Raw genomic sequence first — 25766 nt, forward strand, 5'->3', positions numbered from 1 at the left:
GATAACGTGGCGAATTTTCTTGAGTTTCAGGATGTTTCGAAGCATTTCGGCAGCATCCGCGCCGTCGATCACGTATCGTTGTCGATCGGACAGGGAGAGTTTTTTTCCCTGCTCGGCCCGAGCGGGTGCGGTAAGACGACCCTGCTTCGCATTCTCGCCGGTTTCGAACGCCCCGACTCAGGGCGGGTCATTCTGAATGGTGAGGATATCACGTCGCTTCCGCCGAACCGGCGGAAGGTCAACACGATTTTCCAGAGTTACGCGCTCTTTCCCCATCTGACGGTTCGTGAGAATATCGCCTTTGGGCTCAAGCTTGAAAAACGGCCGAAGCGGGAGATCGAAAACGAGGTTGACCGGATGCTGGCCCTGGTTCAGATGGAAGATCAGGCCCAGAAGTATCCTGAAAAGATCAGCGGCGGCCAGAAGCAACGTGTCGCCATCGCCCGGGCGCTCATAAAAAGGCCCCGGGTGCTGCTGCTCGATGAGCCACTGGCGGCGCTTGACCTGAAACTGCGCCAGCGGATGCTCATGGAGCTCGACCTGATACACGACGAGGTGGGCATTACCTTCCTCTATGTGACCCATGACCAGGGCGAGGCCATGAGCCTGAGCGACCGCATCGCGGTCATGAACCTCGGCGTGATCGAGCAGACCGGAACGCCGGCGGAGATCTATGAGGCGCCTCGAAGCAGTTTTGTGGCCGCCTTTATCGGTGATACGAATTTCTTCGAAGGGCGGGTGGCCGAGATTGTCAATCCGGAATACAGCCGGCTTGCCCTCGATGGGTTTCCCGACGTCCTCTGCTTTAATGACAAGCACATTTCACTGGGCAATTCGGTCAATCTGAGCATCCGTCCCGAAAAGTTCCACATATCCCGCGAGCGGCCCCAGTTGAGCGCCAAGCACAACATTGTGCCGGGCATCGTTGAAGACGTCATCTACCAGGGACTGATGACGAAATACTGGGTGCGGGTGCAGGAATACCGGCTCTCCGTGGTGCAGCAGCACAGCCGGTTCCTTCTTGATGAAAAGCCGATCCGCTGGGAGGAACAGGTGTGGATCTCCTGGCATGCCGATGACGGCTTCATGCTGGAGCGTTACAGCGAGTCCGACGAGCAACTGGTGGCACTGCCGCCGGAAACCATCGGTGAACTCAATGGTGAGGTGGAGAGTGATGAACAGTAACGGCCGGCAATTGAAGGAGCCGAACAACTACGGGCCGTCCGCCGGCGAGCTGATGGTGACGCTTCCCTCGTTTTTGTGGCTTCTGATCCTGTTCCTGATACCGACACTCATCATCTTTGCCATCACGTTCAGACCGACGGACCCATACGGGGGCGTCGGCGCCGGCTGGACCCTTGAAACATTGCGGAGCCTGGGAAACCCCAACTATCCCGCGATCATCTGGCGCACGGTGTGGTTGAGCGTCGTTACCACCGCCGTGTGCATTCTCTTCGCCACACCTGTGGGATATTACATGGCACGGGCAGGGGAACGCTGGCGGCGGACGCTCCTCCTGCTGGTCATCATTCCCTTCTGGACGAGCTTCCTCATCCGGATATTCGCGTGGAAAGTGCTCCTCCACCCCGAGGGTCTGATCAAGAAATGCCTGGCCTTTTTTCAGTTCGTGGACGCCGGTACCTCCCTCCTGTATAATCCCTGGGCGGTGCTTCTCGTCATGGTATACTCATTTCTTCCCTTTGCCATTCTCCCGATCTACGCGGCGGCGGAGAAATTCGATTTTCACCTGATCGAGGCGGCCAGGGACCTGGGCGCCAGGCAGTGGCAGGGATTTTACCGGATATTCCTTCCGGGGGTCCGGCGGGGGATCCTGACGGCGGTTCTGGTGGTCTTCATTCCCGCCCTGGGTTCCTACCTGATACCCGACATCGTGGGAGGTGCCGATGCGGAAATGATCGGCAACAAGATCGCCCAGCGGGTGTTTGTCGATCGCAATCTGCCCCACGCGAGCGGTCTCTCGGCGCTTCTGACCCTCGCCGTCTTTCTTCCCATGGCGGCGGTGGTTTTCATGCAGAAGAGAAGAGAAAAACCCGAGACGATCGTGAAGGAGAGCGCATGAAACGGAGCAGGGTGCCCCTTATCGTGACCGTCGCCGTCCTGGTCTTTTTTTATCTGCCCATACTGGTGCTGATCATCAACTCCTTCAATGCATCCCGTTTCGGCAGCACCTGGGAGGGGTGGACCCTCCACTGGTATGCAAGGCTCCTCCACGAGCGGGAGATATGGCATGCCCTGAAGAACAGCCTCATCATCGCCTTCAGCTCTTCCGCCGTTTCCATCGTTCTGGGGAGCCTGGCGGCCTTCGGGCTTCACCGGTACGAGACGCGCTTTCAACGAGCCCAGTTCATGCTTATCTACACTCCTCTGGTCATGCCCGAGATCCTCATGGGCATCAGTCTCCTTCTCTTTTTCGTCGCCGTCGGCATGAACCTGGGACTTCTGACCATTTTCATGGCCCATGTGACGTTCTGTATCAGTTACGTGGCCATGGTCGTACTCGGGAGACTGCAGGATTTTGATTTTTCCGTGGTTGAAGCGGCCCAGGACCTCGGTGCCGACTGGTGGACGACAACGGTGCGCGTTCTCCTGCCGCTCCTGGCACCGGGCATCATTGCCGGGGGGTTGCTCGCCTTCACTCTTTCAATCGATGATTTCGTCATAACCTTTTTCGTCGCGGGTCCCGGCTCGACGACGCTGCCCATTCGGATCTACAGCATGATCAAGCACGGCTCGCCGCCGCTTATCAACGCGCTGTCGACGATACTGCTGGTGGTCACGTTCCTGGCGGTATGGATAAGTCAACACCTGACGGAGGAAAAACAATGAAAAGAACAATTGTACTGTCCGTGATGGTCATCTCGGCGCTGTTCCTTGCCTTTTCCGGGTGCAGCCGGTCCAAGCCGGTTCTGCATGTGTACACCTGGGCGGATTACATCAAACCCGAACTGATCCAGCGGTTCGAACAGGAACAGGGCTGCCAGGTCGTGATCGACACCTTTGATTCCAACGAGGTCATGTACGCCAAGCTCAAGGCGGGCGGTGGCGGGTATGACATTCTCATGCCGAGCAGCTACATGGTGAAGATCATGCATGACCAGGGAATGCTTCGATCCCTCGATCATGCCCTGCTGCCGAATATTCAATATGTCGATCCCGAATATCTTAAGGTCGCCCTCGACCCGCGGATGGACTACAGCGTGCCTTACATGCTGACAACGACGGTCATTGCCTACCTGGAGAGCAGGACGCCCGATTTCATCCCCTCCTGGAGCATGTTCGACCGCGCGGACCTCGCGGGACGGATGACCATGCTGAACGACATGCGGGAGACGATCGGGGCCGCCCTGAAATATCTCGGGTACAGCATCAATACCAGAGATGAAGAGCAACTTGCGGCGGCCCGGGACGTGGTCATCCGCTGGAAAAAGAATCTGGCAAAATTCGAGAACGAACAATACAAGACGGGTCTTGCCTCGGGAGAGTTCGTCGTTGTCCATGGATACAGCGGCGATATCATGCAGGTCCAGGAAGAGAACGAGGATATCGCCTATGCCGTCCCGATGGAGGGAACTTCAATATCCTGCGATGACCTGGTCATTCCGGCGGACGCGAAAGAGGTCAAACTTGCTCACCGGTTCATCAATTTCATACACGACCCCGACGTTGCGGCGGAAAACACGAACTTCATCATGTACCTGTGTCCCAACAGTGAGAGCTACAAAAAGCTCAGCAGCGATGTTCTCGACGATCCCGTCATTTTCCTTCCCGCCGATATCAAGGGGAAATGCGAGATCATCGATGACCTGGGTGAGGACAACGCCAAATACACGAAGGTATGGGACGAAATAAAGGCGAACTGAAAGCGTGAGACGTTAAGAGTGACGCGGTTTGTCAAGAAAATCCTGAAGGGAGTCACGTGGTGCCGTTATACAACGAAAAACTCTTTACATCGGGGGCTACATCTGTTTTAACCGGGCGGTGAATTCAGGAAAGGGGAATTTTCTTCATGGCGGTACGTCCCAGGGACGCGGCGACGGTGATCCTGCTTCGCGACCGCAACGGTTCGGGTGGCGGTGGGATGGAAGTTCTTATGGTGCATCGCCATCCAAAGAGCGATTTCGTGCCTGGTTCCTATGTCTTTCCCGGCGGGGCGATGGAAGAGGAGGATTTCACGCCCGGAATGGGGGTTCTCTGCGCTGGCAGGACATGCGAAGCGGCGTATCAGGCGCTTGCCAATGCCGCCTCACCGGCAAAAGCGCTCGGCGCGTGGGTCACGGCTATCCGGGAAACCTTTGAGGAGGTCGGTCTGCTCATGGCCTACCGTGGTGACGGGACCCTCTTTTGCGCTTCCGATAATGAAGAGTTACACAGATTCGGAGATTATCGAAAGGCCCTCCGTGACGGCTCACTGGGTTTCTATGAATTCCTGGTGCGTGAATCGCTGACGCTGGCTGCGGATCGGCTCCATTATTTTTCGCACTGGATCACCCCGGAAGCGGCGCCGATACGATACGATACACGGTTCTTCATCGGCCGGGCCCCGGCCGGCCAGGATGCTGTTCATGACGGCGTGGAGCTGACGAAACACCGCTGGCTGACACCCCGGGAGGCCCTCGATGCATACGAGAGCGGCGCCTTCGACATGGTGGTCCCCACGGTAATGACGCTGGAGGAACTGGACGGATACGCGACCGTCGATGACGCGATCCTCTCCACGGCGCGCAAGGAGATACCATCACACTGCATCAGGGTGGATGTTGATGAAAAAGAGGGAATTACCATATATGCCCCTGATGGAAGGGTGTTCAAACGGATACCGCCGTCAGTCCGATAGAGAAATATGCCATTAATTCAGAGGAGGTCCATCTATGAAGCTGGAGGAACTGTTCAGTCTTAAGGGGAAAACCGCCCTGGTCACGGGTGGTGGAAGGGGTATCGGTAAATTTATCGCCACCGGTTTCGTTGAGGCGGGGGCGAATGTCATCATCGTATCCCGAAAAATGCAGAATCTCGAAAAGGCCGCGGAGGAACTGTCGTCGGCGTATGGCGCAACGGTTCTGCCCGTCGCCTGCGACATCGCCAGGGAAGAAGATATCGACGCCATGCTGGCGACGGTGCGGGAAAAGTTCCCCCGTATCGATATACTGGTCAATAATGCCGGTGCCACCTGGGGGGCGCCGACACTGAAATTTCCCCTGGAGCGGTGGGACCAGATCTTCAATGTCAATGTCAGGGGTGTCTGGATACTGACCCAGAAGGTTGCCGCCATGATGAAGGAGCAGGGCGGGGGGACCATCATCAACATCTCTTCGGTCATGGGATTCAAAGGGTCCGAGGAAATGGCCCATCCGGCCGTGGCCTACAATTCAAGCAAGGCGGCCATCAATGTGCTGACCATGAATCTTGCCGTAAAGCTGGCCCCCTACAATATCCGGGTGAACGCCATTGCCCCCGGGTTTTTCCGGACCGACATGATGGCCTATATCGAAAAACCGGAATTCAAGGCCGCCTACGATATGACCCTCGATGACATCCCTCTGCGGAGGATCGGTGATGTCGATGATATGAAGGGGATTGCCGTGTTTCTCGCGTCGGACGCGTCGGCCTACATGACGGGACACGTGCTGATCGCCGACGGCGGCATGCTGGCGAAATAAGGAACCCTTAAAAAAAAGAGGCGGGTCATTCCGGACCCGCCTCGATTCTGCCGGCTGACCGTCTTTTATGGCGGCAGCCCATTTTTCACGGCTTATTCAAATTTCACCTGCGGTACCGCGGTGGCCGCCTCGGGAACTTCAAAGAACGTGGCTTTTTCGAAACCGAACATGCTCGCGAAGAGATTCGACGGGAAGGTCCTGACCTTGATATTGTAAGTTTTCACCATCTCGTTGTACCGGCGTCTTTCCACGGCGATGCGGTTCTCCGTTCCCGCCAGTTCGTCCTGGAGCCTGATGAAGTTCTGATCGGACTTTATGTCGGGATATCGCTCCACGGTAACGAGCAGCCTTGCCAGCGCCCCCGACAGCTCGTTATTGGCGGCGATCTTGTCGGGTATGCTGTCCGCCCGTCCGACCTTCGATCGCGCCTCGGCAACGCCCAGAAATACCGCCCGCTCCTGCGAGGCGAACCCCTTGACCGTTTCCACGAGGTTGGGAATGAGATCATAGCGTCGCTGAAGCTGGTTTTCAACCTGGGCCCAGGACGCGCTGACCGATTCGTCCAGGGTGACGAAGCTGTTGTACATTCCCTTTACGTAAGAGTAAGACATCAGTATGAGCACTGCAATGATGGCAATGACGATAATGGCATTCCGTGATCCTTTGTTCATCGGTTTCCTCCTCCTTTTTGACGCGATCCGGAAAATTTTCTACAACTCCATGCGGTCCACAGCTTCCCATAATTTTTTTATTTCCGCAAGGTAGCTCTTCAGGAGGGAGCGTACCTCCTGCGGTGAAAACCGTCCCGTACCCTCCTTGATCTGCAGACAGCGCAAGAAGGTCGTCCTGTCAAGGGCGAATGTGTCGGCGACGGCGCCGATGACCTCCCGGCGTGACGGGGGGATATCCTGTTCTTTGAGATACAGCAGGCCCTTGAATATGGATATGAAGGCGGTCAGGGACGCCGCGATCAGTTCCCTGATGTGCCTGTCCCTGCCTTCCGTTTCAAGGAAGCCCCTGCGAAGCAGCACGAGCTTTCCCTTGATATCACGTTCGCACTGGAGCCTGAGGTCTCCTGCGTCGAAGACAAGCGGTTCGAGCACATCCTCGCCGAATACGAGAACATGCTCGTGTTTCATGGTGAGGAACTCAAGCGGGTATGAGTCCAGGGAGGAAAGTATGTACTGTTTCGTCATGAAGAGGGGAGTGGCCACCTTCTTTTTCCTCCACCGCGCGACCGTCTTGAGGGCCGCCTCGATGGCGCCGATGGCATCCTCGCTCAGGATGATGAGAAAATTGATGTCCGACCCGCCGGGCTGATAATCGATTCCCGCGGCGCTTCCATACAGAATAATGGACTGAAGCCCGTCGCTGAAGATGTTTCGGTAGTCTTCGATGATGGTTGGGAATAAGTCCTTGGGATTACTGACTTTAACCATGGTCCCGCCTTTCCTTAAAATCCTCTGCCGGCGCCGCCGCCGCCGCTCATGCCGCCGCCGAATCCGCCGAATCCGCCGCCGAATCCGCCGAATCCGCCGCCACCGCCGCTCCCTCTGCCGCCCATCATCATCATGAGCAGGATGAAGGGCAGCATCCTTCTCCCCTGGCGGGTTCCCAGAAGGAGGGTGAGCAGGAGTATGAAAACGACATAGGACAGGAAATCGGCCGCCGGTCTTGATCGTTCTCTCTTCGCCGGCACCCGGTAGGGCGTCCCCTCGAGCGAAACGCCGGCATCCGCCGCGATGACGGCGGCCACCGCCGCTTCCGCGTTATAGAGTCCCTTTTCATAGTCGCCCTTCTTGAGAGAGGGCACGACGTAAGTGTCCAGGATCTGACCGACGCGGCCGTCCGGCAGGATCCCTTCAAGCCCGTAGCCCGTCTCGATCCGTATCCGCCGCTCTTTCAGGGTAAGAAAAATGAGAACACCCCGGTCCTCGCCCTTTTTTCCGATGCCCCATGCCTCGTAGAGCCGGTTCGCGTATTCGTCGGTATCGGCATCGCCGATGCTTTTCATGGTGACCACCACGACGGATGCCCCCGTTTTCTGCAGAACTTCCCTGGCAAGCGATTCCATGGAGCGCCGGTACTGTTCGGAGAGCACACCGGCGTAATCGTTGACGGCACCGACGGGTTGCGGGAACGGCTCTGCCCCGAAAAGGGTCGATACCTGAAGGAACAACACCAGGAGAATAAAAAAAGGTAAACAATATCTGTCCGTCTTCACGATAAGGGTCCTTTTCGTTGCGGTCCGTGCCATACATACCATAAAAGGCCGATGTTGGCACATTTTTAAACTTGACAGGATGGTAAATCTAATATAGGAAAACAGCCTTTGAAAATACTCCACGAGGAAGGTGTTTCTTTGGCGAACCACAAGTCAGCTGAAAAGAGAATGAGGCAGAGCGAGCGCAAGAGACAGCGGAACGTATCGGCCAAGTCACATGTCAAGACCCGGGTCAAGGCGGTACTGCAAGCTGTTGAAGAGAACAACGCCACCCTGTCGAAGGAGACGCTCTCCACAGCCGTGCGCGTGATCAGCAAGGCGTCATCCCGGGGCATCATTCACAAGAACAATGCGGCGCGCAAGATCTCACGGCTGACACGAAAGGTGAACAGCCTGACCTCCGGGGAGTAGTTCTCCCGATTCAGAATCCCGCCATCAGGTCCCGGTATGCCCATTCAGCAAGATCGGTGCAGAGTTTCTTGAGGGCTTCCTTTTTATTCCTGTCCGTTATCGCGGGATCCGTTGCCACCCGATAGGCCTCTCTTCCCGAGAGGCTTTTGTTTTCCCAAAGAACCTCGTCCGTGCCGGTTTTTGCAAGCGTGGCCGAGACGGTCATCGCTACCCGGTCTTCCTTGGCGATATCGTTCTTTGCGTAGCTCAGGTGAGATACCGCCACGCCTGTTATGCTTCCCGAAAGCACGACGTCCGCCGCATCCCTGTCGTAGACGAGGGTGAAGCGCTCTCCGGTCCTGAACTCGCTGATGAGACCGTTTCGCAGGTATGTTTCGATGTTCGCCTCACCGGTAAGGTTTGAGAAGGTGTCCACATAAACGGTTCGGATGCTCTTGTCGAAATGTTCACCGGCCGGGGCGAAGTGGTACCCGCATCCCGTGCAGACGATAAGGTACAGTAACAGTAGAGTATATATCCGGTTCATCATGATCGTTGTTTCTCCCGCTTCTCCCCCGCGGCGGGATGCCGGCCCTGTCGCGGGGAGCTACGCACTGATAACGATATTGACGAGCTTCTTCGGAACATACACTTCCTTCAGGATGTTGTGATCTCCGATGAACTGCCGCACCCGTTCATCACTTCTCGCCATTTCCTTTATGACCTCGTCCGCTTCATCGGCGGCGACCTGGAGCCTGCTGCGCACCTTTCCGTTCACCTGTATGACAATGGTGATTTCCTCCTCGGAGGCCGTCTCCGCGTCAAAGGACGGCCAGGTCATGTCGCACAGCATTCCCGTGCCGCCGATCGCCTGCCAGAGCTCCTCCGTTATGTGCGGCACAATGGGATGGAGAAGAACAATGACGGTTTCGACGGCTTTTCTGATAACGGCCAGGGCCCTTTCATCACCCGCTGCGGGCCGTCCCGTCTGATAGAGAACGTTGACCAGTTCCATGACGGCGGCGATCGCCGTATTGAAATGGAACCGGTCTTCAATATCGGTGGTAACCTTTTTAATGGTCTGGTGTATCTTCCGGTTCAGCTTCTTCAGGTCTCCCTCCAGGGGCTGCCCGTTATCAAAAGGCGCGATGCCCATGATGTCGTCGAGATAGTCCATGACGATACGCCAGACCCTGTTCAGAAAGCGGAATGAACCGTCCACTCCCTGATCGCTCCATTCCAGGTCACGCTCCGGCGGCGCCGCGAAGAGGCAGAAGATACGGGCCGTGTCCGCCCCGTATTCCTCGATGATATGGTTCGGGTCTACCACGTTCTTCAGGGATTTTGACATTTTCTCCGTTTTCCCGACGATGACCTCGGCGCCGCAGTGTATGCAGCAATTGTCCTTCACTTCATCGGGGAAGAGGTATCCGTGTTTCCGGCACCGCGTTGTTTCCTTGCACACCATACCCTGGGTAAGCAGGTTGGTGAAAGGCTCGTCCACCCCGAGGACGCCGAAATCCCTGAGCATCTTCGTGTAGAACCGCGCGTAGAGGAGGTGGAGGATGGCGTGCTCGATCCCGCCGATGTACTGGTCCACCGGCATCCAGTAATCCGTCTGTTCCCTGTTCAATCCCGGCTTCTCGTCGAAGGCGGCGGAGCAGTATCGCGCGAAGTACCAGGATGATTCCACAAAGGTGTCCATAGTGTCCGTTTCACGGACGGCGGGGCCGCCGCAGTTCGGACAGGTGGTGTTCCTGAAACTTTCCATCCGCTCCAGCGGAGACCCTCCCTCCCCGGTGAGCTCCACTTCCTGGGGCAGGACAACGGGCAGGTCTTTTTCCGGCACGGTCACGGTGCCGCATTTTTCGCAGTAGGTGACGGGTATCGGGGCCCCCCAGTAGCGCTGCCGCGATATGCCCCAGTCCCTGAGGCGGTATTCCGTCGTGCGTCTCGCCCGTCCGATCGATTCGAGGTGGTCGGCGATATCGTCAAGGGCCTGAAGGTTTTTCATGCCGTTGAAACGTCCCGAGTTGATGAGAACTCCTTCGTCCACGTATGCTTCCGTCATGGTCGCCGCGTCAAGGGGAGCATCGGGATTGTCGATGACCACCACCAGCGGAAGGTCGTATTTTTTCGCGAATTCAAAATCGCGCTGATCGTGGGTCGGAACAGCCATGACGCAGCCGGTCCCGTAGTCGGCAAGCACAAAGTTCGCCGCATAGATGGGCATCTTTTCGTCCGTTACCGGATTCAGGCAGTAAGCGTCGAGAAAGACGCCTTCTTTTTCATAGTAATCGGAGGTCCTGACCATCTTGTCCTGTTTTTTTACCCGCTCCACAAAATCGGTCACTTCCTTTTCGCAGGGTTTTCCCCGGGCGAGGTCCATTACCAGCGGATGTTCGGCGGCGATAAGCATGAAGGTGGCGCCGAAGATGGTGTCCTGGCGGGTCGTGAACACCCTGATAGCGTCATCCGAATCGGCCATGGGAAAGACCAGTTCACACCCGTGGCTTTTCCCGATCCAGTTTTTCTGCATTGTCAGGACCCGTTCGGGCCAGCCCGGCAGTTTGTCACAGTAGTCGAGCAGTTCCTCAACGTAGTCCGTGATCCTGAAGAACCACTGGTCGAGATGTTTTTCGATGACTTCAGTGCCGCACCGCCAGCACTGGCCCGCTTCGACCTGCTCGTTTGCCAGGACCGTCAGGCACTGCGGGCACCAGTTCACGGAACCCCCTTTCTTGTAGGCAAGTCCCTTCTTATACATCCAGATGAAAAAGAGCTGTTCCCACTTGTAATAAAAGGGCTCGCAGGTCGAGATCTCCCTGTTCCAGTCGTAGCTGAAACCCATGCGCTTCAACTGGCTTTTCATGTAGGCGATGTTTTCGTTCGTCCATTTCGATGGATGGATCCCATGCTCGATGGCGGCGTTTTCCGCCGGCATTCCGAAGGAGTCCCATCCCATGGGGTGCATGACGTTGAACCCTCTCATCTTCTTGTACCGGGCCACCACGTCCCCGATCGTATAGTTCCGGACATGTCCCATGTGAATTTTTCCCGATGGGTAGGGAAACATTTCGAGGAGATAGTACTTTTTCTTCCCGGGGTCTTCATCGACGGCGAAGGTGTCGTTCTCGTGCCAGTATTTCTGCCACTTTTCTTCTATCGCGTGAGGTTTGTATTTTCTGTTCATGGTTGCTCCGAATGACGCTTTTATATATGAAAATCAACGAAGGACTCTTATCACAAATTCCCCGACAATCAAAGAAGAGATTGAGATGTCTCATCTATTACCACTTCGTGAATGTTGCAAGGGCGTCATGATATGAATGAAAAACGGCGGCGGGCTGAGCCCGCCGCCGGTCTCTATGGAAACTGAGCGGAGTTGTCTCCCTCAGGTCGTCTTCGGGGGGGGCGCGGTGGGCGGAAAGGAGGGAAGGAAAACCACCCACCGCTTGGTAAGAATCATGAGATCAGGCCATGCCGTCCTGCAGGTCGGCCATGGCGTATATTCAGGCGCGGCTATGAGGTATCTTCAACAGGTCCGTTATGTTCACCTCTTTCAATGAGCCGTATCTTGTACCGTAGTATCTGTATATGATTTCGAGGGCGTCATGCTCAAGCCTCGACCGGATCATGTCGTTCCCGCCGGAGAAGGTGTGGGGAGGACCGGACTCTGAAGCCTGCTTTGCGAAATCCGCCGTGTATGTTTGCGGTTCATGAAATTCCGGTCCTCCCTTGATATCTGTCGACAATTGACCGACCTCCTTTCCTCTGCCGACGGGCTGTTTGTCCGTTTGCGAGCATTGACAATCTTTGTCATAATTACATACACAAATCGTGCCAGATGGACCCTCTTTCCTGAAGGTCCACTCTCTTTGGATCGGTTGTCGTTGACGCTGCTTCCGGCAGGTGGGAAACATGCGATCACGGGTCTTCCTGGATTGCCGGTATGACGTATGTGATGGGAATGTCGTTCAGATATGCAGCAGGATCAAGATGATAGCCTCTCTGTGTCAGATTGACATGGAGAATGTCAATCTGGCATGTCGGAGAACTCCTGCCATTCTTTCAGTTTTCTCTGAAGGGTTCGCAGCCCGATACCGAGGATCTTTGCCGCCTGTGTCCGGTTTCCGTGTGTTTTTTCAAGGGCATGGCGGATATGTATCTTTTCAAGTTCGGCAAGCGTCATGATATCCTCGGCCCTTCTCAATGGCGGGGTATACGAGGAAAGAAGATCGCTGACAGCGGCCGGTGTCAGGGTGCTGCTCGTTTCCATCAGAACGGCCTTGGCGATGATGTTTTCCAGTTCCCGGACATTCCCCGGCAGGGGGTGTGCCATCAGGCAGTGGATCAATTCCGGTTCAATGGAAAGTATGGTTTTGCTGTTCTTGTTCGCGTGGATCTTCATGAAATGCTCGGCCAGGGGTCGCAGGTCGTCCTCTCGTTCCCGCAGGGGGGGGATTTTGATGTGGAACATGTTCAGCCGGTAGAAGAGGTCTTCGCGGAATCGTTCGTTCTGGATCTCATCCAGGATGTCCTTGTTCGTTGCCGATATGATCCGTATGTCCACATTTCTCACTTTCGTACTGCCCAGGCGGTATAATTCACGCTCCTGGATGACACGGAGCATCTTTCCCTGCAGTGACGGGTCCAGTTCGGTTATTTCATCGAGAAAGAGCGTTCCCCCGCGGGCGGCCTCGAAAAATCCCTTTTTGTCCGAGACGGCTCCCGTGTAAGCGCCCTTTTCATGACCGAAGAAGTCATCTTCGAAGAGGGTCTTGCTGAAAGATGCCATGTTTACGGCCACAAAAGGGCCGTCGGAACGATTGCTCAGAGAGTGGATGATCCGGGCTATCATTTCTTTACCCGTTCCGGACTCACCGGTAATGACGATATTGTAATCCGTGGGCGCCGCTACTTCCACCTGGTGGAAAACCATTGCCATCGAAGGGTCGGCGGCAATCATATGGCTGAACGCCTCGGGATGTTTCAAGTCCTTGAATCGCGGGTTTCTTTCGAAGAGCGCGAGCTTGTTCTTCAGGTTATGCCGCTCCAGTGCGCGGTTGACGACGATAATGAGTTTTTCGCTGTCGATTGGTTTTACCAGGTAATCGTAGGCACCGTATTTCATGGCCTGGACCGCGGAGGCCACATCGTCGACGGCCGTTACGATGATGCATTCAATGGAAGGAAATTCCTCCTTTATCTCTTTCAAGAGGTCCATGCCGCCCAGGTTGGGCATGACCAGGTCGAGCAATATGAGATGAAAACTGTTGTTCCGGACAAAATCCATGACCCGGCGGCTGTCCGATATCAGTGCCGGTTCCGGCATGCCGGCGCTGATCAGCGCCGCCTTCATGCTGAGCAGAAGGCCCACATCATCATCCACGACCAGAACCGGTGTATTCTGACGGGGTATCGATTCCATTACGTGTATCACCTTCCGGTATCGGCGGGAACGGCCGGGAAGAGGATTGTGAAGGTTGTCCCTTTTCCGGGGGTGCTCTCGAAGGAAATTTGTCCTCCATGAGCTTCCACGAGGTTGTACGTGATGGGAAGTCCGAGTCCCGTTCCTCCCTCGGACTGTCGTGTCGTGACGAAGGGGTCGAATATCCTGTCCGCGATGGAGGGGTCGATACCCTTACCGTTGTCCTCGATGGAGAGGACCACCTTCCGTGATCTCTTCTTCAGCTCCGTGGATATGCGGATCGTGCCGCCCGATTCATCAAGGGCTTGAACGGCGTTAATGGTGATGTTCATGACGATCTGCTCGATGCTCTGGAGATTGCCTTCGATCATGGGATGGTCACCGGAGAGATTCAGCTCGAGATTGATGCCCGACTTTCTCAGGGTTGTTTCGATGAGACGGATGGCGTTTTCAACGGCCTGGTTCACGGAAACGGGCACTTTTTCCGATATGCTCGACTGCCGGGAATAATGCTTGAGATTTTCAACGGTCCTGACAACCCGGTTCGCCGCCATCTTCATGTCCGCGAGCAGGACGGGGAGGTTTTCCTTCAGAAAATCATAGGTGAGGCCGCCGTACTTTGCGCCGGGGTTCTTTTTTGCGTCCTCTTCGATCAGGGGGATTACATCATTCCAGACCTTTTGCATAAGCGGCATATCGAAAATGATCTTGTTCACGGGATTATTGATCTCGTGGGCGACGCCGGCCACGAGTGTTCCCAGGGCTTCCATTTTCTGGGCGTGCAGGAGCTGGGCCTCCAGGTGCTTCTTTTCATCTTCCGCGCGTTTCTTGTTGGTAATATCGTCAATCATTGCAATGAAATAGAGGGGCTTATCGTTTTCATCCTGAACGACGGAAGCGGTCAGGCTTGCCCAAATGAATCCTCCATCTTTCTTTATGTACCGTTTTTCGGTCTTATAAAACCGCTCATCACCCTGCAACAATCGCGCCACTTCCTTCTTGTCCTGTTCGGCGTGCTCATGGTGGGTGATGTCAAGGTATGTTTTGCCGATCAGTTCGGATTCTTCATAGCCCAGCATTGAACAGATCCGGGTATTGACCTGCTCGAACCGGTAGCCGAGGCTCAGGACCGCTATGCCGAGTGCCCCCCCTTCGAATATCCGGCGGAACCGCTCTTCATTTTCCCGCAGGCGGTTCTCTGTTCGCTTGCGCTGCGTGATATCCCGAAAAATTCCCTGCATCACCCGTTCACCCTGAATGGTTATGAGCTCCGACATGATCTCAACGGGGACCTGCGTTCCGTCGATCCGCTGAACGATGCTCTCGGATATGGGGTCGATCCGTTTGGCGTGATTACTGAACACGGTGGCGGCATCACGCCGGTGTTCCGGTGGATGCAGGCGGGACTGGTGCAGGCCCACCAGGTCGTTCTTCGACATTCCGAGCAGGCGGCAGGCCGCTGGATTCACATCGATGATGATTCCCGTATCTGTCGAGGCAAGGAATATGGCGTCCGGTGCCCCTTCAAAAAGGCTCCGGAACCGCGCTTCGTTTTCCCTGAGCTCCTTCGTCCGTTTCCGTACCTCCCTCCTGAGGAGCTCGGACCATCGGTGTGTCGTGAAAAAGGTAAATCCACCGGCGATGAGAAGAATGATAATGATGGAAGCGAAGGTGTTCAGGGCGGTTGTTCCCGCGCTTCGCAGGATGTAATCGACCTCGTCGGTGGGTGCCACCACAGCGACCGACCAGGTCTGGTTGACGACCCGTGCCGGGCAGTAAGCGATGAGCTTCTCGATCCGCCCTGTCTGGCCGCGGTGCCATCCCGAGATATAACGGCCGATCCCCTCCCTTCCGGCAAGCGTTCCCCGCTGTATGTTGTTGATCGATTCGAAGGACAGTTCCGGGGCTTTTTCCCTTCTCACCGTGAAGGCGCTCCTGCCCACGAAGTCCTCGAAGTAGTGGGCAAGAAAATACCCTTCCTGATTGATAAGCCAGGCATATCCCGTTTCTCCCGAAACGATGGGGGAGATGAAAACATCTGCGATGGACTGCAGGTTGAAGGAGACGACCAGAATGCCCTTGAAAATCTTGTCATCATCCTCTCCCGGTCCCCTCGTGTACACGGGAGCGGCCATTCTGATACGGTTTTCCCCTATTTCGTTGACGGTGATGCCTGAGAGGATGACATTCCCCGTTTCCCGTGCGTTTTTGAAGTATTGGTCTTCTTCGTAATCCCTGCCGATCAGGTCCTCACGCCATCCATCGGAGGGATAGATGCACTTAAGATACCCGTTCTCGTCGATGCGCCGGATCGAGGTCCGGGGAATGAAGCCGAGATACATGTTCTGCATGTATTCCAGGCAGGTCGGTGTCATCAGCTGGATCGATCTGACCTTTGTTGCCGAGACCAGCGCGGCGCGCACCTCGCTGAAGTAGGTCTCGATACCTGCGGCGGCGGAGCGGGCAAGAATCAACTGCTGTTCATTGAACTGACTCAGGGCTGCCTGCCGGCTTGCCTGGTAGGTCTGGTAACCGAGAAATGCCGTCAAGGCCACGGCAACGGCGGTGATGAAAACGATGAACACCTGGATGCGCATCCAGGGACTGCGGATGTCGTCTCGCGAGTCGTCGACTTCGGTATTCGGGGGCATGTTCACAATCTCCCGGATAGACAGGCTTTAACGGTAATGTGTGTGATACTTGAAGGAAATTGATGGCATATTCGGCCGGAAGATGCAAGCATCAAGTTACCCGCTTTCCCCGTTCCGCGGCGGGGCTGGCCGCCGGCGCCGATGCCGTTCGCCTGGAGGCATCCTGCGATATCATTTTTTCCAGAACTCGGGCGTAAGGAGAACAAGGACAGTGTAAATCTCAAGTCTTCCCGCCAGCATGCACAGGGAGAGGACCCACTTGCCCGTCATGGGGATCTCCGAATAGGTCATGGACGGCCCGACACCTGCGAAACCGGGACCCACATTACCGATCGTGGCCGCCACGGAAGAGAAAGCCGTCATGACATCGAGGCCGAGCATCGTCATGACCAGTGACGCCGCTGCCGTCAGGGTGATATAGAGCGCGAAAAAGCCCCAGATGCTGGCCATTGTCTGGGGATAAATGATCTTCTTGCCGAGTTTGACCGCCGTTACGGCATGAGGGTGGACCAGGTGATAGAGTTCTTTATAACTGTGCTTGAGTATCAACAGTATTCTCAAGCACTTGATGCTTCCTCCCGTGGACCCTGCCGAGCCGCCGATAAACATCAGAAGAATGAGAATGATCTTGGAAAGGGCGGGCCATCCGTCAAAATCAGCCGTTGTGAACCCCGTCGTGGTCATGATGGAAACGACCTGGAACGAGGCATACCGGAGAGATGACCCCGACCCCCCTGCCTCCTGGTGATGTTGATGCAGATCACAGGTGACCAGGATCACGGCTATGGCTATGACGGCGATATAGAAGCGGAATTCGCTGTTGGAAAAAAGGGACCTCACATTGCCGATGATCAGGCTGTAGTGGAGTGTGAAATTGACCCCCGCGGCGAGCATGAAAAAGGTGATCACCGAGTCAATGAAAGGACTGTGGAAGTGGGCGATGCTGGCGTCGTGAGTGGAGAACCCTCCCGTCGCCATGGTCGTGAAGGTGTGGCACAGCGCATCGAACACGCTCATGCCCCCGCAGAGCAGGAGGATGAATTCCACGGTGGAGATAATAAAATAGACGATCCAGAGGGTACGTGCCGTTTCCGTCACCCGGGGCGTCAGTTTGTCTTTCACAGGGCTCGGAAGTTCCGCCTTGTAGAGCTGCATGCCGCCGACGCCCAGCAGGGGAAAGATAGCGATGGAGAGGATAATGATCCCCATGCCGCCGAACCACTGGGTCATGGAGCGCCAGAAAAGGATGCCGTGGGGAAGTGAGTCTATGTGATCGATGACCGTCGCGCCCGTAGTGGTGAATCCCGATATCGACTCGAAGAAGGCGTCGCCGAAGGAAGGGACCGTCCCGTGCACCATGTAGGGGATCGCCCCGAAGGCGCCTGCGCAAAGCCACCCCGCCGCGACGATGAGAAATCCTTCCCGGTGTGTCAGGCTGACGTCACCGTCCGAAGGCCTGAAAAGATGGTACAGAAGAGCGCCCGCAAGGGTGGTGATACCGGCGGACGCCGCAAAGGCGATCAGATCGTTTTCCCCGTAGAAAAGGGACCACGCCAGGGGAAGAACCATGGTAAGGCCGAGGAAGAACAGAAAAGTCCCCAGTATATAGAGGATATTTTTTGCGCTCATCCGAAATAATCCATTTTGACGGTCAGGATCTTTTCTACCTTTGGAATGGCGGAACGCAGGGTGACGAGAATGACATGATCACCGGGAAGAATGATCGTTTCCCCCCAGGGAATGATGACCTGGTTGTCCCGCAGGACGGCGCCGATGATGGTGCCCTTGGGGAAATTGATATCCTTCAGAGGTCTGTTCGTGATTTCCGATGTTTCAAGAGCGATGAACTCCACGGCTTCCGCCTTTTCATCGCGGAGCGGGGTGGCCGAAATGATCTTTCCCTTCCGGATAAAATGAAGGATCTTGCCGATCGTCGCGTGCCGGGGATTCATGACCCCGTCGATGCCCACCCGTTCCACAATGTTGCTGTAATCTATCTTGTTTATCAGGCAGATGGACTTTTTCGCTCCCAGTTGCTTCGCCAGGAGGGCCCCCAGGACATTGGCCTCCTCGTCATCGGTTACGGCAACGAAGTAGTCGGCATCCTTGATGTTCTCCTCCCGCAGGAGGTCCTGGCTGGTACCGTCGCCGCGGAGGATGATCGCCTTGTCGAGGGTGCAGGCCAGCGTATCGCACCGCTCCTGGTCCTTCTCGATGATCTTGGTCAACACACCTTTTTTTTCGAGCATCTCCGCGAGCATCAGTCCTGTAGAACCGCCGCCGAGGATGAAGACCCGCTGGGGCTCTTCCGTGTTCTTCCCGAAGAAGCGCAGGATGCTGCGAACATGCTCCGAGGGGGCGAAAAAGAACAGGTGGTCCTTTTCCCTGATCACGGACTTTCCCGAGGGGATAATCGGTTCATCCTTCCTGGTGATGGAAGCAATGAGGATGTCGTGACCGTACATCTCCTTGATCTGCTGAAGGCTTTTCCCCACGGCGACGCATTCGGGGTCGACATAGAACGCGGCGAGCTTGATATTTCCGCCGGCGAAGTCGATGACTTCCGACGCCCCCGGGTATTCCATAAGGTTCATGGCGTTGAGTACCGCCTCACGCTCGGGATTGATTCGAAGGTCGATGTTCAGGTGACTCTTGTCGAAGAGGGCGGAGTTGCTGTTGAGGTCCGGGTTGCGGATCCGCGCGATCTTCAGGGGGACGTTCGACTGTGTGGAGGCGAGGAGGCAGGCGACGATGTTCGTCTCGTCGCTGTCGGTCACGGCGACGACCATTTCCGATTGTTCGAGTCGCGCCTTTTTGAGGATCTGGGGGCTGCTTCCGCTGCCGACGATCGTCTGGACGTCGAGGTTTTCAGCCACATATTTGAGGCGTTCCTCGTTCTTGTCGATAATGATGAGGTCGTTTCCCTCTTTTGAGAGGATATCGGCGATATTGTAACCAACCTCGCCGGCGCCTATCACGACTACCCTCATATGTTCACTCCGTTAATCCCCCTGCCGGTCACGACCGGTGGAACTCATTTATACCATCAAAGATGTCGGTGACATAGTGTTTTTCTCCGAGGATCCGAGCCGACACCGTTCTTTTTCCCCTTTTTATACGGTCGAATTGGTCCGCCATACCCCGCAGCAGTGATGATGCCATGGCCGGGATCGGCAGTGAACACCGCCCGGCGCCGGGTATGTCGACGGCGAAATCATCAAGCGCCAGGGCGGTGAGCGCTCCGGCTATCGTTCGTCCCGCTTCATGGAGAGAATCACAACCGAGGTGGTCCGAGGAACCGAGACCGATGAGCAGGAGTGTTTTCGGCGAGAGCCTCCAGCGGGGCAGGATGGCGACCTGTTCTCCCTCGACGGCCGATATCTTTCCGGCCGCGAGAAGACGGGATACCAGACCGTTCAGATGCCAGTCCGCCTCTCCCGGAAATCCCCGGGGCGGCCGCTCATCGGAAAACAGCCCCAGAACCAGGGCCGCCGGGGTCCGGCCGTCAAGGGGACCCGTCAATACGTCAACCTTCATGCCTTCGTAAAGGGTCATACACGGTAACGGATGGAACGGCTTTTGTAAAAAACTCGGGAAGCGCGGCACGCACATCCCGGCAACGGAGCGTAAAGTGCGCGAAGAACAAAGCAAAATTCGGGACCATGATGCTCCCGATCCCTCCTCATCCCTGACCCCTCTGTGGGTACAGCGCAATGACGAGGGATAAAACGCGCCGCCGCATATGGACTTCTTACAAAGTCTTTAATCTTCATTTCCGACTTTGAGCTTTGAATATATGGCGTCGAGGATACCGTTGATAAAGGACCCCGAATTTTCGGAACCGTACTCCTTCCCGAGGTCGATGGCTTCGTTAAGGGTCGCCTTCGGCGGTATATCTTCACAGTAGAGCAGTTCAAAAACGGCCATCCGAAGGATGTTCTTGTCGACGCGCGCCATCCGGTCCAGTGACCAGTGCTCGGAACAACTCTTGATGAGTCCGTCTATTTCGCGGATATGGTTCCGTGTCCCCCGGATGAGTTCCGATGCGAAATCCCTGACGTTTTCCGCCACGTCGAAATTCATCCAGTAGAGTTCGATCGCCTCTTCGGGGTCGATGCGGGAAACATCGACCTGATACAGGACCTGCAATGCAACTTCTCGAGCTTTTCTTCTGTGACCCATGCGTCCCTCTGATCACAGGAGCTTGAAGAGGTTCACCATCTCGATGGCGGACAGGGCTGCATCCCAGCCTTTATTCCCCGACTTGCTGCCGGCGCGTTCGATCGCCTGTTCAAGGGTGTCCGCCGTGATGACACCGAAGGCGATGGGCGTTTCGGTTTCAAGGGTCACCATAGCGATGCCTTTAGATACCTCGGCGCTTATGTACTCGAAGTGCGGGGTGTCACCCCGTATGACGGCCCCCAGGCAGATAACGCCGTCATAGGCGCCGCTCTTGGCCGCTTTCTTTGCCGCCACCGGGATCTCGAACGCACCCGGGACTCTGACGATGGTGATGCTGTTCTCGTCGGCACCGGACCGTTTCAGGGCATCCAGGGCGCCTTCGATCAGTTTGCCGCAGATGAAATCATTGAACCTGCTGGCAATGATGCAAAACTTGAGTCCCTTGGCCCCGATCTTTCCTTCAATGATTTTTGGCATGCTCATCGCTCCGTTACGTTGTGTTCCCGCCGCCTTCCGGACGGGTCGTTTTCCCTTTCACGGAAGGAACGCCCTTCTAAAATTCCAGAAGGTGTCCCATCTTGTCCTGTTTCGTCTTCAGGTAATGCCGGTTGTTATCATTCGGTTCGATAATGATCGGCACCCGCTCGACGACCTGGACATCGTATCCCTGAAGCGCCACGATCTTCTTGGGATTGTTCGTCATAAGGCGCATTTTCTTTATTCCCAGGTCCACCAGTATCTGAGCGCCGATACCGTAATCCCGCAGGTCGTCCTTGAAGCCGAGCTCGATGTTCGCTTCCACGGTATCTCTGCCTTTTTCCTGAAGGTCGTACGCCTTTATCTTGTTCGTGAGGCCGATACCGCGACCCTCCTGGTGCATGTAGACGATGGCGCCCTTGCCCTCTTCGTCGACCATCTTCATCGCCTGGTGAAGCTGATCGCCGCAGTCGCACCTGAGCGAACCGAAGAGATCTCCCGTAACGCATTCCGAATGGACCCGGACGAGAACTTCATCGTCAGGGCCGATGTCGCCCTTGACCAGGGCGATATGTTTCATGTCGTCCACATCGTTTTCATAGATGATGATCCTGAACTCACCGCCGTACTTCGTGGGGAGGGTCGCCTCGGCGGCCCTCCTGATGAGACGCTCGTTCTGCATCCTGAATTCGATCAGGTCGGCGATGGTGACGATCTTGAGGCCGTGTTCCCCGGCGAACACCTCCAGATCGGGCATGCGTGCCATCGTCCCGTCATCCTTCATGATCTCGCAGATGACCCCCGCCGGTTTCAGCCCTGCCAGGCGGGCCAGGTCCACGGAGCCTTCCGTCTGCCCCGTTCTGACCAGGACGCCTCCTTTCCGGGCCTGTATGGGGAATATGTGTCCCGGCGTGACAATGTCGTCCGGCGTCGCGTCATCACCGATCGCCGTCAGGATCGTCGTGGCCCGGTCATAGGCGGAAATGCCCGTCGTCACGCCGCGCTTCGCCTCGATCGAGACGGTAAAGGCCGTTCCGAAACGGGACTTGTTGTCGGAGCTCATGGGGGTGAGTTTCAATTTTTCAGCGACTTCTTCCGCGAGGGAGAGGCAGATGAGCCCCCTGCCGTGTTTCGCCATGAAATTGATGGCTTCCGGTGTGGTGAACTCCGCCCCTATGCAGAGATCACCTTCATTTTCCCGGTCCTCGTCGTCGACGAGAATGATCATTTTCCCCTGCTTTATGTCATCGATTGCTTCTTTGATTGTGCTGATCATGTCTGTTCCTCTTTATATATTCAATTGCGCGGTGCCTTCTTATGTCAGAAAGCCGTGCTTTGCAAGAAATTCCCGGTCGATCCCTCTTCCCTCGGTCATGAATTTCTCGACATACTTCCCCAGTATGTCCGTTTCAATGTTCACCCGGCTGCCTGTCTTCTTGAACCCCAGGGTCGTCTGGGCCGCCGTGTGGGGGATGATGGTAACATAAAATACCGTTTTTTCACATCGGTTCACGGTCAGGCTGATGCCGTCGACGGCGACGGAGCCTTTTGAAACGACATACCGCATCATGTCACGGTCGATTTCAAAGCCGAAGGCAAGGGAGTGTGCCGGTGCCGACCGTTCCCGTATGGTTCCCACGCAGTCCACGTGACCGAGGACGAAGTGACCGCCCAGCGGGGTGTTTGGGGTCAGCGCCCGTTCGAGGTTCACCCGCTCACCCGGTCGCATGTCGTGCAGCGTCGTCCGGGTCATCGTTTCCATCGATACGTCCGCGCCGAACCTCGTTCCGGAGATGCTCACGACCGTGAGACAGACGCCGTTTATCGATATGCTGTCACCGATATTCGTACTTCCGAGGTCGAAGGGCGCTTCCACTTCAATGACCGCTTCCGCTCCCCGGCGGGTTATGTTCCTGACCGTTCCCAGGCCTTCGACGATTCCCGTGAACATCACTTATCCTTGTGGAGAAAATCTTTGAGCTCGCTGATGAACTCGTTTACATCCCGGAACTCCCGGTAGACCGAGGCGAACCGGACATAGGCCACGCCGTCGATGGCATGGAGTTTCTCCATGATCTTTTCGCCGATGAAGGAGGAGGGGATCTCCTTCAGCAGCGATTCCTGGCATTCCAGCTCTATCTCGCCCACCATCTCTTCGATGACGTCCATGCTGATGGGCCGTTTTTGACAGGCCTTTTTGAGTCCCACCGTGATCTTTGACCGGTCGAAGGGTTCCCGCCGCCCGTCCTTCTTGATGACCACGGGCAGGACCTCTTCAACGTACTCGTACGTGGTGAACCGTTTGCCGCAGTTCAGGCATTCCCGTCTCCGCCTGATGGCGTCGCCGTCCTTGCTCAGGCGGGAATCTATCACCTTGTTCTCACTGTTGGAACAGAAGGGACATTTCATAGTTTCCTCACCTCGATGCCCGCTTCCGCAAGCATTTCCCGTGCCAGTTCGTCGCTGTATCCCTCGTCGTAAATTATGCTTTTGATGCGGGCGTTTATGAGCATTTTGGTGCAGATGATGCAGGGATGGTTCGTGCAGTACAGGGTGGCACCCTCGATGATGACGCCGTGGATGGCCGCCTGGATGATGGCGTTCTGTTCCGCGTGCAGGCCGCGGCACAGTTCGTGCCGTTCGCCCGAGGGGGTCTTTGTCTGCTCGCGCAGGCAGCCCCGTTCGATGCAGTGGGTGATCCCCGAGGGGACGCCGTTGTATCCCGTCGTCAGGATACGCCGTTCCCTGACCAGAACGGCGCCGACCTTTCTCCGCAGGCAGGTAGAACGTTTTGAAACGAGCCGGGCGATGTCCATGAAGTACGTGTCCCAGTTCGGGCGCTCATCGTGAGCCTCGATGTCCGCGTGTCGGAGGTCCTTTATAATTTCCATAGATCCTCTTTTTTGACCGGTTTCCCGTAATATAGTCACCGAAGCCCGAAAAATCAAAGATCAAAAGACAATTTATTGCATCCTGCTGGCATAGAGAGGGAACCGTTCACAGAGCTCCCTTACGCTACCCCGTACCCGCCCGATCAGCGACTCGTTCTCCACGTCGTTGATGATCGACGCGATGAGCCCCGCGATGATCCGCATATCGTCTTCCTTCATGCCGCGTGTGGTGAGTGCCGGGGTCCCGAGGCGGATCCCGCTGGTGATCATGGGACTCTTCGTGTCGAAGGGGATGCCGTTCTTGTTGGTGGTGATGCCGGCACGGTCCAGGGCGGCTTCGACATCCCTGCCCGTCAGCCCCTTGTCGGTCAGGTCGATCAGCATCAGGTGGTTGTCGGTGCCTCCCGACACGAGGCGGATCCCCGCTTCCATGAGGCCATCGGCGAGGGCGGCTGCGTTTTTCACTATCTGTTTCTGATACTCCTTGAATTCAGGCTGCAGGGCTTCCTTGAAAGCGACGGCCTTGGCCGCGATGATGTGCATCAGGGGGCCTCCCTGGCTTCCCGGAAAGACGCGGCTGTTCAGCACCTTGGCATGGTCCTCCGTGCACATGATCATGCCGCCCCGGGGACCGCGGAGGGTCTTGTGAGTCGTCGTCGTGACGAATTCGCAGACGGGGACCGGCGAAGGATGAAGACCGGCGGTGACGAGGCCGGCGATATGGGCGATGTCCGCCATGATGACGGCGCCCGTCATATCGGCTATTTCCCTGAATTTTTCAAAGTCGATGGTCCGCGGATAGGCACTGGCCCCGACGACGATGAGTTTCGGCTTGTGCTTCCGGGCCTGGTCTTCCACCTCGTTGAAGTCGATCGTCTCCGTTTCCCGGTCGACCCCGTAGGCGACGATATTGTACAGACGGCCGGAAAAGTTGACGGGGCTGCCGTGGGTCAGGTGACCGCCGTGTGAAAGATTCATGCCCAGTACCGTGTCTCCCGGCGCGAGAACGGCGAAATAGACCGCCATGTTCGCCTGGGAACCGGAATGGGGCTGAACGTTCACGTGATCGGCGCCGAAAAGCTCTTTCGCCCGCTCAATGGCCAGCTCTTCGGCGATATCGACGAACTCGCATCCGCCGTAGTATCTCTTTCCCGGGTACCCCTCGGCGTACTTGTTCGTCATGATGCACCCCTGCGCTTCCAGGACCGCTTCGCTGACGAAATTTTCCGACGCGATCAGTTCCAGTTTTCCCGCTTCACGTTCCGTCTCCATGCGGATCGCGCGGGCTATCTCGGGGTCCGTTTTTTCCAGAATCGACATTCTCCGTCCTCCAGGGGATATGTTCTATCCGTTCCCGGGTGCAGCTTCCTGCGAGTCCCTTTCAGGACCCGCCGGTCCGGGATCCGATTTCGTTGATCTTATCAAGGCGGCGCTGGTGACGACCACCCTCAAATTCCGTTTCCATCCAGACCGTTGTGATCTCACGGGCCGTTGCCGCATCAGTGCGTCTGCCGGCAAGCACCAGGATGTTCGCGTCGTTATGCATTCTGCTCATCCGGGCAGTCTCGATATCGAGGCACAACGCCGCCCGCACCCCGGAAAACCGGTTCGCCACGATGGACATGCCCACACCGGAACCGCAGACAAGGACACCCCGGTCACAGTCACCGGACGATACCATGCGGGCCACGGCTGCGCCGAAATCAGGGTAGTCGACGGGGTCTGCGCTCTTCGTTCCCGCGTCGACGACGGCGAACCGTCGCTCCCGGAGAAAGGAGCCGATCGCTTCTTTCAGTTCGAATCCCGCGTGGTCGGAGCCGATTGCCACCTTCATCCGCGCTG

General features: G+C 56.3%; 26 protein-coding genes. 7 read left to right on the forward strand and 19 right to left on the reverse strand.

Features of this window, described 5'->3' with window-relative positions:
• The first annotated feature begins 6 nt into the window (after window positions 1-6).
• The 6 genes from JXO48_06895 (at window position 7) to JXO48_06920 (ending at window position 5678) form a co-directional block, all read left to right on the forward strand.
• Window positions 7-1185: an ABC transporter ATP-binding protein gene (locus JXO48_06895; protein MBN2283600.1), complete on the forward strand. Its 1179-nt coding sequence runs from the start codon at window positions 7-9 to the stop codon at window positions 1183-1185.
• Complete coding sequence (locus JXO48_06900) at window positions 1175-2080, forward strand: ABC transporter permease (GenBank protein ID MBN2283601.1); 906 nt, start codon at window positions 1175-1177, stop codon at window positions 2078-2080. The genes JXO48_06895 and JXO48_06900 overlap by 11 nt, the downstream gene beginning before the upstream one ends.
• Complete coding sequence (locus JXO48_06905) at window positions 2077-2847, forward strand: ABC transporter permease (GenBank protein MBN2283602.1); 771 nt, start codon at window positions 2077-2079, stop codon at window positions 2845-2847. Before JXO48_06900 ends, JXO48_06905 begins: the two co-directional genes overlap by 4 nt.
• Complete coding sequence (locus JXO48_06910; protein MBN2283603.1) at window positions 2844-3881, forward strand: spermidine/putrescine ABC transporter substrate-binding protein; 1038 nt, start codon at window positions 2844-2846, stop codon at window positions 3879-3881. The genes JXO48_06905 and JXO48_06910 overlap by 4 nt, the downstream gene beginning before the upstream one ends.
• Window positions 3882-4027: 146 nt before the next feature.
• Window positions 4028-4855 (forward strand): NUDIX domain-containing protein, encoded by an 828-nt coding sequence (locus JXO48_06915; GenBank protein ID MBN2283604.1) that lies wholly within the window; start codon window positions 4028-4030, stop codon window positions 4853-4855.
• A gap of 34 nt (window positions 4856-4889) precedes the next feature.
• Window positions 4890-5678 (forward strand): glucose 1-dehydrogenase, encoded by a 789-nt coding sequence (locus tag JXO48_06920; protein MBN2283605.1) that lies wholly within the window; start codon window positions 4890-4892, stop codon window positions 5676-5678.
• Window positions 5679-5770: 92 nt separating this feature from the next.
• Here JXO48_06920 and JXO48_06925 read toward each other — a convergent pair whose 3' ends face one another.
• Genes JXO48_06925 through JXO48_06935 form a run of 3 tightly spaced genes read right to left on the reverse strand, consistent with a single transcriptional unit; the run spans window position 5771 to window position 7902 of the window.
• Entirely contained in the window at window positions 5771-6349 is a 579-nt protein-coding gene (locus tag JXO48_06925) for a LemA family protein (protein ID MBN2283606.1), read from the reverse strand.
• 39 nt (window positions 6350-6388) lie between these two features.
• Window positions 6389-7117 carry a hypothetical protein gene (locus JXO48_06930; protein MBN2283607.1) on the reverse strand — a complete coding sequence of 243 codons (729 nt, stop codon included), beginning with the start codon at window positions 7115-7117 and terminating at the stop codon, window positions 6389-6391.
• A gap of 14 nt (window positions 7118-7131) precedes the next feature.
• On the reverse strand, window positions 7132-7902 hold the full coding sequence (locus tag JXO48_06935; GenBank protein ID MBN2283608.1) for a TPM domain-containing protein: 771 nt from the start codon (window positions 7900-7902) through the stop codon (window positions 7132-7134).
• A gap of 138 nt (window positions 7903-8040) precedes the next feature.
• On the opposite strand from JXO48_06935, the gene rpsT reads away from it, so the two are divergent.
• On the forward strand, window positions 8041-8313 hold the full coding sequence (rpsT, locus tag JXO48_06940) for a 30S ribosomal protein S20 (GenBank protein MBN2283609.1): 273 nt from the start codon (window positions 8041-8043) through the stop codon (window positions 8311-8313).
• 10 nt (window positions 8314-8323) lie between these two features.
• Here rpsT and JXO48_06945 read toward each other — a convergent pair whose 3' ends face one another.
• From JXO48_06945 to rpiB, 16 genes are all read right to left on the reverse strand, one after another.
• Complete coding sequence (locus JXO48_06945; GenBank protein MBN2283610.1) at window positions 8324-8842, reverse strand: LptE family protein; 519 nt, start codon at window positions 8840-8842, stop codon at window positions 8324-8326.
• Between the two features lie 57 nt (window positions 8843-8899).
• Entirely contained in the window at window positions 8900-11485 is a 2586-nt protein-coding gene (locus JXO48_06950) for a leucine--tRNA ligase (GenBank protein ID MBN2283611.1), read from the reverse strand.
• 319 nt (window positions 11486-11804) lie between these two features.
• Complete coding sequence (locus tag JXO48_06955; GenBank protein MBN2283612.1) at window positions 11805-12047, reverse strand: hypothetical protein; 243 nt, start codon at window positions 12045-12047, stop codon at window positions 11805-11807.
• 281 nt (window positions 12048-12328) lie between these two features.
• Window positions 12329-13723 (reverse strand): sigma-54-dependent Fis family transcriptional regulator, encoded by a 1395-nt coding sequence (locus JXO48_06960; GenBank protein ID MBN2283613.1) that lies wholly within the window; start codon window positions 13721-13723, stop codon window positions 12329-12331.
• 8 nt (window positions 13724-13731) lie between these two features.
• Window positions 13732-16374 carry a PAS domain S-box protein gene (locus JXO48_06965; GenBank protein ID MBN2283614.1) on the reverse strand — a complete coding sequence of 881 codons (2643 nt, stop codon included), beginning with the start codon at window positions 16372-16374 and terminating at the stop codon, window positions 13732-13734.
• 171 nt (window positions 16375-16545) lie between these two features.
• Complete coding sequence (locus JXO48_06970; protein MBN2283615.1) at window positions 16546-18003, reverse strand: TrkH family potassium uptake protein; 1458 nt, start codon at window positions 18001-18003, stop codon at window positions 16546-16548.
• The gene (trkA, locus tag JXO48_06975; protein ID MBN2283616.1) at window positions 18000-19364 is read right to left on the reverse strand and encodes a Trk system potassium transporter TrkA; all 1365 of its coding nucleotides are present in this window, start codon (window positions 19362-19364) and stop codon (window positions 18000-18002) included. Before trkA ends, JXO48_06970 begins: the two co-directional genes overlap by 4 nt.
• A 28-nt stretch (window positions 19365-19392) precedes the next feature.
• Window positions 19393-19911 (reverse strand): hypothetical protein, encoded by a 519-nt coding sequence (locus JXO48_06980; protein MBN2283617.1) that lies wholly within the window; start codon window positions 19909-19911, stop codon window positions 19393-19395.
• Window positions 19912-20136: 225 nt separating this feature from the next.
• Window positions 20137-20556, reverse strand: coding sequence for a transcription antitermination factor NusB (gene nusB, locus JXO48_06985; protein ID MBN2283618.1), 420 nt, complete (start codon window positions 20554-20556; stop codon window positions 20137-20139).
• Window positions 20557-20568: 12 nt separating this feature from the next.
• Window positions 20569-21033, reverse strand: a complete 465-nt coding sequence (locus JXO48_06990; GenBank protein ID MBN2283619.1) for a 6,7-dimethyl-8-ribityllumazine synthase — start codon at window positions 21031-21033, stop codon at window positions 20569-20571.
• Between the two features lie 76 nt (window positions 21034-21109).
• Window positions 21110-22309, reverse strand: a complete 1200-nt coding sequence (locus tag JXO48_06995) for a bifunctional 3,4-dihydroxy-2-butanone-4-phosphate synthase/GTP cyclohydrolase II (GenBank protein ID MBN2283620.1) — start codon at window positions 22307-22309, stop codon at window positions 21110-21112.
• A gap of 39 nt (window positions 22310-22348) precedes the next feature.
• Window positions 22349-22984: a riboflavin synthase gene (locus tag JXO48_07000; GenBank protein MBN2283621.1), complete on the reverse strand. Its 636-nt coding sequence runs from the start codon at window positions 22982-22984 to the stop codon at window positions 22349-22351.
• Entirely contained in the window at window positions 22984-23442 is a 459-nt protein-coding gene (nrdR, locus tag JXO48_07005) for a transcriptional repressor NrdR (GenBank protein ID MBN2283622.1), read from the reverse strand. Before nrdR ends, JXO48_07000 begins: the two co-directional genes overlap by 1 nt.
• On the reverse strand, window positions 23439-23924 hold the full coding sequence (locus JXO48_07010) for a cytidine/deoxycytidylate deaminase family protein (protein MBN2283623.1): 486 nt from the start codon (window positions 23922-23924) through the stop codon (window positions 23439-23441). Before JXO48_07010 ends, nrdR begins: the two co-directional genes overlap by 4 nt.
• A gap of 72 nt (window positions 23925-23996) precedes the next feature.
• The gene (locus JXO48_07015; GenBank protein ID MBN2283624.1) at window positions 23997-25244 is read right to left on the reverse strand and encodes a serine hydroxymethyltransferase; all 1248 of its coding nucleotides are present in this window, start codon (window positions 25242-25244) and stop codon (window positions 23997-23999) included.
• 61 nt (window positions 25245-25305) lie between these two features.
• Complete coding sequence (gene rpiB, locus JXO48_07020) at window positions 25306-25758, reverse strand: ribose 5-phosphate isomerase B (GenBank protein MBN2283625.1); 453 nt, start codon at window positions 25756-25758, stop codon at window positions 25306-25308.
• Between the last annotated feature and the right edge of the window lie 8 nt (window positions 25759-25766).

The organism is Deltaproteobacteria bacterium, assembly GCA_016933965.1.
In the GTDB taxonomy this organism is placed as follows: domain Bacteria; phylum Desulfobacterota; class Syntrophia; order Syntrophales; family UBA2210; genus JAFGTS01.

What these genes read in the sequence shown, in the direction of transcription:
- JXO48_06920 (MBN2283605.1), top strand. Translation starts at nt 4,890, where the DNA reads ATGAAGCTGGAGGAACTGTTCAGTCTTAAGGGGAAAACCGCCCTGGTC.
- JXO48_06900 (MBN2283601.1), top strand. Translation starts at nt 1,175, where the DNA reads ATGAACAGTAACGGCCGGCAATTGAAGGAGCCGAACAACTACGGGCCG.
- JXO48_06905 (MBN2283602.1), top strand. Translation starts at nt 2,077, where the DNA reads ATGAAACGGAGCAGGGTGCCCCTTATCGTGACCGTCGCCGTCCTGGTC.
- JXO48_06995 (MBN2283620.1), bottom strand. Translation starts at nt 22,309, where the DNA reads ATGATCAGCACAATCAAAGAAGCAATCGATGACATAAAGCAGGGGAAA.
- JXO48_06990 (MBN2283619.1), bottom strand. Translation starts at nt 21,033, where the DNA reads ATGCCAAAAATCATTGAAGGAAAGATCGGGGCCAAGGGACTCAAGTTT.
- JXO48_07000 (MBN2283621.1), bottom strand. Translation starts at nt 22,984, where the DNA reads ATGTTCACGGGAATCGTCGAAGGCCTGGGAACGGTCAGGAACATAACC.
- JXO48_06925 (MBN2283606.1), bottom strand. Translation starts at nt 6,349, where the DNA reads ATGAACAAAGGATCACGGAATGCCATTATCGTCATTGCCATCATTGCA.
- JXO48_06960 (MBN2283613.1), bottom strand. Translation starts at nt 13,723, where the DNA reads ATGGAATCGATACCCCGTCAGAATACACCGGTTCTGGTCGTGGATGAT.
- JXO48_06945 (MBN2283610.1), bottom strand. Translation starts at nt 8,842, where the DNA reads ATGATGAACCGGATATATACTCTACTGTTACTGTACCTTATCGTCTGC.
- rpiB (MBN2283625.1), bottom strand. Translation starts at nt 25,758, where the DNA reads ATGAAGGTGGCAATCGGCTCCGACCACGCGGGATTCGAACTGAAAGAA.
- JXO48_06910 (MBN2283603.1), top strand. Translation starts at nt 2,844, where the DNA reads ATGAAAAGAACAATTGTACTGTCCGTGATGGTCATCTCGGCGCTGTTC.
- JXO48_07010 (MBN2283623.1), bottom strand. Translation starts at nt 23,924, where the DNA reads ATGGAAATTATAAAGGACCTCCGACACGCGGACATCGAGGCTCACGAT.
- JXO48_06965 (MBN2283614.1), bottom strand. Translation starts at nt 16,374, where the DNA reads ATGCCCCCGAATACCGAAGTCGACGACTCGCGAGACGACATCCGCAGT.
- JXO48_06950 (MBN2283611.1), bottom strand. Translation starts at nt 11,485, where the DNA reads ATGAACAGAAAATACAAACCTCACGCGATAGAAGAAAAGTGGCAGAAA.
- JXO48_06980 (MBN2283617.1), bottom strand. Translation starts at nt 19,911, where the DNA reads ATGAAGGTTGACGTATTGACGGGTCCCCTTGACGGCCGGACCCCGGCG.
- JXO48_06915 (MBN2283604.1), top strand. Translation starts at nt 4,028, where the DNA reads ATGGCGGTACGTCCCAGGGACGCGGCGACGGTGATCCTGCTTCGCGAC.
- nrdR (MBN2283622.1), bottom strand. Translation starts at nt 23,442, where the DNA reads ATGAAATGTCCCTTCTGTTCCAACAGTGAGAACAAGGTGATAGATTCC.
- JXO48_07015 (MBN2283624.1), bottom strand. Translation starts at nt 25,244, where the DNA reads ATGTCGATTCTGGAAAAAACGGACCCCGAGATAGCCCGCGCGATCCGC.
- nusB (MBN2283618.1), bottom strand. Translation starts at nt 20,556, where the DNA reads ATGGGTCACAGAAGAAAAGCTCGAGAAGTTGCATTGCAGGTCCTGTAT.
- trkA (MBN2283616.1), bottom strand. Translation starts at nt 19,364, where the DNA reads ATGAGGGTAGTCGTGATAGGCGCCGGCGAGGTTGGTTACAATATCGCC.
- JXO48_06930 (MBN2283607.1), bottom strand. Translation starts at nt 7,117, where the DNA reads ATGGTTAAAGTCAGTAATCCCAAGGACTTATTCCCAACCATCATCGAA.
- JXO48_06970 (MBN2283615.1), bottom strand. Translation starts at nt 18,003, where the DNA reads ATGAGCGCAAAAAATATCCTCTATATACTGGGGACTTTTCTGTTCTTC.